Annotated in this window: 6 protein-coding genes; 3 read left to right on the forward strand and 3 right to left on the reverse strand. The window is 58.1% G+C overall.

Annotated features, from left to right (window positions below; translation table 11 throughout):
- Window positions 1–1,015: 1,015 nt before the first annotated feature.
- Entirely contained in the window at window positions 1,016–2,707 is a 1,692-nt protein-coding gene (locus K8W16_RS05900) for an FAD-dependent oxidoreductase (RefSeq protein ID WP_304122049.1), read from the reverse strand.
- 122 nt (window positions 2,708–2,829) lie between these two features.
- Window positions 2,830–4,497 (reverse strand): FAD-binding protein, encoded by a 1,668-nt coding sequence (locus K8W16_RS05905; protein ID WP_304122050.1) that lies wholly within the window; start codon window positions 4,495–4,497, stop codon window positions 2,830–2,832.
- A 208-nt stretch (window positions 4,498–4,705) separates the two neighbouring features.
- Between K8W16_RS05905 and K8W16_RS05910 the strand changes: the two genes are divergently transcribed.
- From K8W16_RS05910 to K8W16_RS05920, 3 genes are all read left to right on the forward strand, one after another.
- The gene (locus K8W16_RS05910) at window positions 4,706–5,659 is read left to right on the forward strand and encodes a LysR family transcriptional regulator (RefSeq protein ID WP_304122051.1); all 954 of its coding nucleotides are present in this window, start codon (window positions 4,706–4,708) and stop codon (window positions 5,657–5,659) included.
- 183 nt (window positions 5,660–5,842) lie between these two features.
- Window positions 5,843–7,675, forward strand: a complete 1,833-nt coding sequence (gene dnaX / locus K8W16_RS05915) for a DNA polymerase III subunit gamma/tau (protein ID WP_304122053.1) — start codon at window positions 5,843–5,845, stop codon at window positions 7,673–7,675.
- 48 nt (window positions 7,676–7,723) lie between these two features.
- Window positions 7,724–8,035: a YbaB/EbfC family nucleoid-associated protein gene (locus K8W16_RS05920; protein ID WP_304122055.1), complete on the forward strand. Its 312-nt coding sequence runs from the start codon at window positions 7,724–7,726 to the stop codon at window positions 8,033–8,035.
- A 116-nt stretch (window positions 8,036–8,151) separates the two neighbouring features.
- Here K8W16_RS05920 and K8W16_RS05925 read toward each other — a convergent pair.
- Window positions 8,152–8,715: hypothetical protein (locus K8W16_RS05925; protein ID WP_304122057.1), on the reverse strand; the 564-nt coding region annotated here is incomplete at its 5' end.

Genomic DNA, 8,715 nt, shown 5'->3' on the forward strand with positions numbered 1-8,715 from the left:
TTTTGTTCGATAAAATCATACAGAAGGCCGCAGCCCAGACAAGCAGCCACCGAACTTCCAATATGATATATCGCAAGTAAAATCATATGGTTCAACTGTAGATACAAGAGAGAGAAGGGGTATTCGGCCGTTTACCGGAAAAAGGCGCAGCTGAAGGGGAGGGATGTTTTTCGGGAGAGGGGACAGGCGCTTCGAGCGTGCCGTACATTGTCAGGGAAGAGGTCTGGGAGACTGAGAAAATCTGGATTGTATAAAAAAGAGCAACTGATACATGCCATATACTATGGCGTACACACATTTTTAAGGTAAGACTGGGAGTGGCTAAAGTTGTTTTTGAGGAGGTATCCCATGCCGTTGACCGATAGCTCCGCAGCGCTAAGCTGGATGAAACACAACAAAATCTCTCGGAAAAAGCTGGTATCTGAGCGCTCATAAGGATTTTCAAAAGCCGGAAATGAACATTTTCTGGGCAGTTTCTCTAAAAGCACGGAAAAGGCCGATGGTCCAGAAAAAGATAGGGGAACTGCAAGGGACCACCCTCCCGGAGAATATGGGACAATCCTTTCCCCTCATGTCCAGACAACCTGAATCCAGGAAGCAAAGGCTTTGTGATATCTCCGGGGGAGTTGGGACGGCCCGAACGCGGGGCGCAGCGGTTCGACATATTGCTGTGGCTCCTGTCCGGTGTCCACGGCCCGGCTGTGTACATGGCTGAGAAAAGCCCACAGCCTATGGCATACTGCGGAAATCCTTCTTTATGAGCGAGGGGCTCGACGTGATCTGCAGGGGTGAAGACAAATATGTCGTCCATGACGTCATGGTTGCCCATCCGTCCTTGTCTGCCCCAGCTCGCCCATCCGTGGAGTCAGCGGAAATCAGGCAGGTGTCCATCGAAGTTGCCGGAGATACTTTTCTGGACGTATTCCCGCCCTGCGTCTCTTCCAAATGAACATGAAAAGCCCTGCCGGGAGAAAACCCGGCAGGGCAGGAAGCATTGTCGGTGCAGGGAGAAGAGTTACACCTGCATGCGCAGCGGGAAGCGGAAGCCTATGGCGCCGGTGGGGCAGCTGGTGCGGCAGTTGGCACAGTGCCAGCATTCGTCTCCATGGGCTACTTCAGGCCTGTCGAGGCCGTTATCGAGATGCTTGAGTTCCAGCACATAGCCGGGGCAGTCGTCCACGCAGGTGCCGCAGCCCTTGCAGTGGCCGCAGTGCATGCAGCGGGCAGCTTCGATCATGGCCTGTTCGGCGGTGTAGCCGGTGCTGTTTTCCGTGAAGTCCATGTGGTTGATGCAGGCGGGCTTCTGCGGTTCGGTTTTCTCATACTGGAGAATACCGTAGATTTCTTCCATGGGTACCACATAGGGTTCCTTGGTACCGGCCAGATCATCGCGGGCCACGATGGTGTTGTCCTCACCTATGACGTAGACGCGGGATTTTTCACCGGTGAGCCAGGCATGGACGCCGAAGGCGGCGCGGCGGCCGTCGCCTATGGCGCCGGCGATGGAGGCTGGTCCGGCGGACACGTCGCCTGCGGCAAAGATGCCTTCAGCCGAGCTGGCTTGTTCCTTGTTCACCACGATCCAGTTGCGGGGGGTGAGTTCCACACCGGCTTCAGCCATGAAGCCGAGGTCGGTCTTCATGCCCACGGCAAAGATCACGGTATCGCAGTCCAGGCTGTGTTCGCCGCCTTCCACGGGCGCCAGAGTGAGTCGGCCCTTTTCATCGAAGCGGCATTCCTGCACTTCAAAGTAGTCCACGCCCGCGGCCTTGCCGTCGGCGGTGCGTATGGCGGACATGGTGCAGGAGTTGTGGATCTGGATGCCTTCTTCCGCAGCCTGAATGAGGTCTTCTTCGGGAGCGCGCATTTCACCGGCCCTTTCGAGGCAGATGACATGCACTTCTTCCGCGCCGAGACGGCGGGCTACGAACGCGGCGTCAAAGCCGACGCCGCCGCCGCCCATGACGACCACGCGCCTGCCTACTTCAGGACGCAGACCGAGCGCGGCTTCACGCAGGAATTCCACGGCCTTCACCGCAGTTTCCGCACCTGGGATGGGCAGGCTGTTTTCCTTGGGGGTGCCGGTAGTCACAATGACGGCGTCGTGCGCGGCGCGCACGTCGGCAAAGGAGATATCGCGGCCGACCATGGTGTTGACGCGGGCGCGTACGCCGGTTTCAAGAATCCAGCCGATTTCGCGGTCCACCACGTCGCGGGGCAGACGGAAGTCCGGTACGCCGTAGCGGGCCACGCCGCCGAGCACGGGATTGGCTTCGTACACGGTGACGTCATGGCCGAGAAGGGCCAGGAAGTAGGCGGCCGTCAGACCGGCGGGGCCGCCGCCGATGATGCCGACACTCTTGCCGGTGGAAGGACGGCGCTGGAAGTGGGCGTCCTTACGGGGAGCAAAGTCGTAGACGGCGCGTTCCAGGGCGCGGGTGTTCACGCAGGCGTCGTAGCCTGTACGATTGCAGTTGGACTGGCAGAAGTGCGGGCAGACGCGGCCGGTCACGCCTGGGAAGGGGTTTTTGGCGAGCAGGTAGCGCAGGGCTTCAGCGAATTCGCCTTTTTCCACAAGAGCCTGCATCTTCTGGATGGAATTGCCCGCAGGGCAGAAATGTTCGCACGGCGACGTGCGGAACTGCTCCTTGAGGCTGTCGCCCATGACGATGGGCATAGTGATTTCACGACTGTATCTAGGCGGCATGATAATACTCCTTGAGTGACTGATCCGCTCCCCTGTCCGGGGAGGGAGGCGTCCGGAAGCCGGTTCCGGCGCCGGGAAACCGCGGGGCGTTGTCCTGTGGGCGGTTTCAGACGGAAAGGGCTCTACAGAAGAGGGGCCTTGCCCCAGTGGTACTCGGTGCCGTTCTCGCCCTTGATGAGAAGCAGAGGCTTCGACATGTCGGGATTGATCTTGGGGTAATCAATGATCTTGTACACGCAGCGGCCCGATTCCTTGCGCTCCATGGTGGCCTTGATGGCGAGTTCGCACACCTTGAGCACTTCGCACGATTCATGGCAGCGCATGAGGTCGCGCAGGGTACCGGCATGGAGCTGGGGGATCTGTTCTTCAAGGAAGGTGATTTTTTCCAGGGCGCGTTCCATGCCGGCCATGGAGCGGCGGAAGCCCATATAGTACATCATGACGTTGCGGGCGGCTTCCTCCAGTTCCTGATAGGTCAGTTCCTGGTCGTTGCCGAGGGGGGCGAAGATATCGGACTTCACCTTTGCCGCGAGGTCTTCGTCGATCTTGCCGGCCTGTTCCATGCCGGAAGCCTTGAGGGCGGCCTGACGGCCCGCTTCGAAGCCGCCGCACATGGCGCCGGAGCAGTACAGGAAGATGCTGCCGCAGAACAGCCCGGGAATGGTGGTTTCAAACTGGTCGTTCACCGCGATGGTGCCGCCGAAGATGAGTTCGCCGATTTCCACTTCCAGGAGCTTGTGCTGGAAGTCGGTGCCGGTGCAGTCGGCCCAGTCGCCGAAGGTGGCCTTGTCGCCGGGCATGAGGATATACTGCAGTTCATGCACGACTTCGGGGTCGACATGGCGCATATCCATGTAGAAGGGCGGGCCGTTGCCCTCCAGCTGTTCCTGGTAGGTGCCCTGGATCTGGTTGTTGCGTACGCCGTTTTCGCCCATGGGATCATACTTGAACATGAAGCGTTCGCCCACGGCGCTGATTTCATGCGCGCCCGAGCTGTTGATGCCGTTCATGCCGGGGCAGCCGTAGCCCTTGGGTTCCATGGTGGCGCGCTGATAGGTGTCGAGTTCGGTGACGGCCGCGCCGGCGTCATAGCCGAGCACCACGCCTGCGCCCGTGTTGTAGGGGTACATCCACACGTTGTAGGGGTTGTGCGTGGAGTTATTGTAGCCGCGGGTGGAAGAACGGCCCTGGGCGGAAACCACGGTCTTGGCGCGGATGATGACATATTCACCCGTGACCACGTTCCAGCCGAGCACGCCGCAGGCCTTGCCGCCGTCGGTGAGGATCTTCATGGCCATGATGCGGTCGAGTACATGAACGCCGGAATCGCGCACGATACGGGCCATGACGCGCTTGATGGTCATGCCGTTGGCAATGTGCACCCACCAGGTACCGGGCTGGCCGAAGCCCTGGGTACGTTTATAGGTACCGTCGGCGTTCTTGCTGAACTGTACGCCGCATTTTTCCAGGCGCTTCAGCATGTGGTACATATGGTTGTACCAGCCGTTGGTGAGCATGGCGGGCGTCCAGCCGTTGAGGGGCTTGGCGTAGAACTTTACAAGGTCTTCAGCCGTATCGAAAGGCGTGCCCTTTTCGTCCAGAATCGCCATATAATGGTCGTTGCCGCCGCCGATGCAGCCGGAACTTTCCAGCTTGCCTTTATCCAGCAGCACGACATCCAGACCCTGCTCGCGAGCCCCGAGGGCAGCGCCGCAGCCGGACGCGCCGGAGCCGATAACGAGCACATCCGTTTCGATCATCGTGCCAAGCGGATGGGTTGAACTTTTCATGACTCCTCCCTGATTCTGAAAATACATCGGTGGGAAAGAGGCGCGGCAGCGGGCGGGGACAACGGAAAAGCTGTCGCGTAGAATCATTCCCGTCGCGTCAATGATTTCACAAAAAGGACTTCAGTTGTCAAATCGAAAAAAAAATTTTATTGTTTGATGAAATCAAACAAGGATACTTCAGCTCTATTCAGACATGGAGGGGACAGCCATGATTGAAGAACTGGGTGGGGATTTTTTCCAGCATTTACGCGGCTTTTACTACACAGCCAAGACAGGCAGCATACGCAAGGCTGCCCAGCTCATGAACCGGAATCCATCCACCATAAGCTGGCAGATCAGGCAGCTTGAGCAGCAATTAGATACAGTATTATTCGATAGATATATGAAAAGGCTGCGCATTACGCCCGAAGGGGAGAGGCTTCTTTCATGGACGATTTCCACCTTTGAGCTTTTGCGCGGCATGAAGTCCGATATCAGTTCCCCCTCAGGAGTTCTGCGCGGTACGATAAGTATTTCCAGCAACTTGCCCTTTTCGGCACGAGTAGTTCGCATCATTGCGGCTTTCCGCAGGAGGCATCCCGAAGTACGCATCAAAATACGCCGCGCTCTGCCCTATGAAACTGTGGAGGACGTGATCAGTTCCCGCGTGGATTTCGGCCTTACCGGCATTACCCGCGACGTGCCGAACTGCCACATGGAGGAGCTTTTCACCTCGCAGCCTTTGCTCATTGCGCGGGAAGACAATAACTTCAACCTGCCCGACAGGCCTACGGAAGAAGATCTGATACGCCTGCCCTTCATATCCTTTCTGGCCGAGAACATGGAGGAGAGCGGAGACCCGTATTTCGATACCTCTCTCGCCTCCCTTGCGCATCCCTTGCAGACGGTGCTCAGTGTGAACAACTATCATCTCATGCTTCGCTATGTGAAACAGGGCATGGGCGTGGCCGTCATGGATGAATTGTGCCTCATGGCCAGCAAATACGGCAATCTGGGAGAAGATCTGCGCTCTTATCCTCTGAACGGTATTCTTCCTCCGGTGCACAACGGTATACTGCTCAGGCATCATAAGCACCTCAGTCCCCAGGCTGCGGCGCTTATTTCCGACATACGCGAGGAGCTGAAGGACGGCCTTGCCAAGATCCGGGAGCTGGCCCGTTAGCGTATCGCCGTTCCGGGGCAGGCACGGGCAGCTTTCAGGTTCCGGCAAAGGGCCGCGCGTGTTTGCGCCGCTTGACCGGAAACGGGGCAGGCCTTAAGCTTCCTTGGAGTTTTTGCAATTTCCGGCCTTTCGTGGGCCGCATATTGTCGCGCACTGTTACGGGCGCGGCCGGATGGACATATTATGGCAGCAAACGCTTCCCTCGCGGCTTTGTACCGGCCGCAGACTTTTGCCGAGGTGGTCGGGCAGGATATGGTCAAAGCCATTCTTTCCCGCGCCGCGCGCGAGGATCGCGTGGCTCCGGCCTATCTTCTCAGCGGTACGCGAGGAGTAGGCAAGACCACCATCGCGCGCATTTTCGCCAAGGCGCTGAACTGCGAACACGCCCCCACCGGGGAGCCCTGTAACGAGTGTGAGGCCTGCCGCCGCATCACGCAGGGAAACTTTGTGGACGTGGTGGAAATCGACGGCGCGTCCAACAGAGGCATCGACGACATACGCCGCCTGCGCGACGCCGTGGGCTATGCCCCTCTGGAAGGCCGCTACAAGGTCTTCATCATCGATGAGGCGCACATGCTCACCAAGGAGGCCTTCAACGCCCTCTTGAAAACGCTGGAAGAGCCTCCTGCCCGTGTAACTTTCATCATGGCCACCACGGAACAGCACAAGTTCCCCGTCACCATCATAAGCCGCTGCCAGCACTTCGTGTTCCGGCAGATTCCAGAATCCGTGCTCGAAGAGCATATCCGCAACATATTGCGTAGGGAGGGGCGTGAATTTGAGGATGAGGCCGCGCGCCTCATTGCCCGCCGTGCGGCGGGGAGCGTGCGTGATTCCATGTCTCTGCTCGGCCAGGTACTGGCTCTCGGCTGCGCGCCGGAAGAGCCGCTTACGGCGCGCCAGGCGCGCGAGGTGCTCGGCCTTGCCGGACGGGAAGTGATGGATCAGCTTCTGGATGCCCTCGCCCGGCAGGACGCTGCGGGCATCGCCGCCCTGGTGCGCGAGCTGCTTGCCCAGGGGGCGGACATGGGCTTTTTCCTGAGAGAACTGTGTTCCTTATGGCGCAATCTTTTCCTCATCCGCCAGGCGGGTCCCGGAGGGGTTCGGGAGCTCGACCTGCCCGAGGGGGAGGCAAAGCGCCTTTCTTCCGCCGCGTCGCGTTTCACGCTCACCTATATCCATGCAGCATGGCAGATGACGCTGGATTCCCAGCGCCGTATTCTGACCAGCCTGGAACCTTCTGCAGGACTTGAGCTTCTGCTCCTGAATCTGGCCATGCTTCCGCGCCTTCTTCCCTTGGAAGATCTGGGCGTAATTTCTGCCGCTTCCCCGTCCGGAAGCACGCCTTCCTGCGCCTCTGCGCCGTCTTCTGCGCCTTCTTCCCTTTCTGTGAAAAGGGGTTCTGCTCCTGAAAAGTCGGCCCTTTCCGCCGCACAGGCCTCCGATCAGGGGAGGGGGGAATCTGCCGCATCCCCTGCATCAGAAGAGAAGGCGGAAGAGGATTTTTCCGCTTCCGGGAAGAAGCCGTCCTTTTCCGTGCCCGAGAGACCTTCCGAGGCAGGCGGTTCCTCCGTTTCCCAGGGCTTGACGGAGGAGGGCAAAACTGTTGAAACTCCGGCCCCGGAGGCTCCGGCACAGACGGAAGACTGGAAGGATGTTCCGGTGGATCCCTCCCTGACGTGGGACGCTTTTCTCGCAAGCTGTCAAAGTAGCCGGGACATTCCTCTTCCCATGCTGCGCCAGGTGACTGGAGAAGTGCGCGGCGACTGGCTCGTGCTTCAGGCCCTTTCTCAGGTTATAGGGATGCAGCTCAGGCGCAAGGAAAAGCTTCATGCTCTGGAATCTCTTGTTGCCGCTTGGGCGGCGCGTCCCCTGCGCATCGTCTTTCGTCCCCCGCAGAAAACCGTGTGCACCGAGGCCGAACTGAAGGAAGAAATACAGCGGCATCCCGTCATCAGAAAATTTCAGGAAGCCTATGACGCCAGACTGGTGCGCTGTACCCCCATCAACCGTTAACATCGCAACAAAAGGGCCCGGAGCCCTTGCTTTTCAAGGAGACATGCCATGAAGAACATGAACGACCTGCTGCGCCAGGCCCAGGTGATGCAGAACAAAATCGCGAAGCTTCAGCAGGAAATGGCTGAAAAGGACGTGGAAGCCTCCGCTGGCGGGGGTATGGTGAAGGTAGTCATGAACGGTCGCCAGGAAATGAAGTCCATCACCATCGACAAGGCCATTCTGGAAAGCGGCGACACGGAAATGCTGCAGGATCTCGTCATCACTGCAGTGAACGAGGCCGTGCGCATCGGCCGTGCCAACCTCGAACGGGAAATGGCCAACATTTCCGGCGGGATTCACCTGCCCGGCATGTTCTAGCGGTCAGTCCCGAGGTCGGGGCGAAGGCCCGGCTCCCTTGACGGAGCCGGGCTTTTTTTGTCTTCCGGCCGGAAAGGCATGGGAAAAGAGAAAAATTGACGAGTATTCTTGTAACACTATGTAAGTATGTTGTTTTTTAAAATACGGAAGCTGTCTCGCAGGATGTTCAGCAGGGTGTTTTCTTCCTGGCTCAGCTTTTCAGGATAAATGAGCCAGATTTTTCCCGGCATGGGGAAATCTGCAACTGTTTTTCCGCTGATTTTTTCCGACCATTCCCCCTGGGATATGAGCGCGCTTTTCGGCAGTACGGCGGCCAGCATGGGTTCCAGGGCGATGAGGCGGAGCAGGTTTTCCTGTTGGGGAATGTTGATGCCCCGGATGGTATTGGAAAAGTACTGATAGATTTCCCTGTAGACGAAGGCCTGATCCCGTTTGGGATTGAAGCAGAGATGAAGTTCCTTGAGCTGGCCTGTGGTAAGCTGCGGATAACGGGCCAGCGGATTATTTTTATTGATGATGACGATGCAGGAATCATCGGGTCCTTCTTCCACCAGCAGATTGTTCTGCGCCGTCGCTATCCGATAGGCGCTTTCCACGCGCGGAGAGACGCAGTTGACGATGCCCATCATTTTACAGTCCAGAATTTCCCTGAAAATCTCTTCAAGATAAGATTCTCTGAT

This window comes from Mailhella massiliensis (assembly GCF_020741395.1).
GTDB classification, from domain to species: domain Bacteria; phylum Desulfobacterota; class Desulfovibrionia; order Desulfovibrionales; family Desulfovibrionaceae; genus Mailhella; species Mailhella massiliensis_A.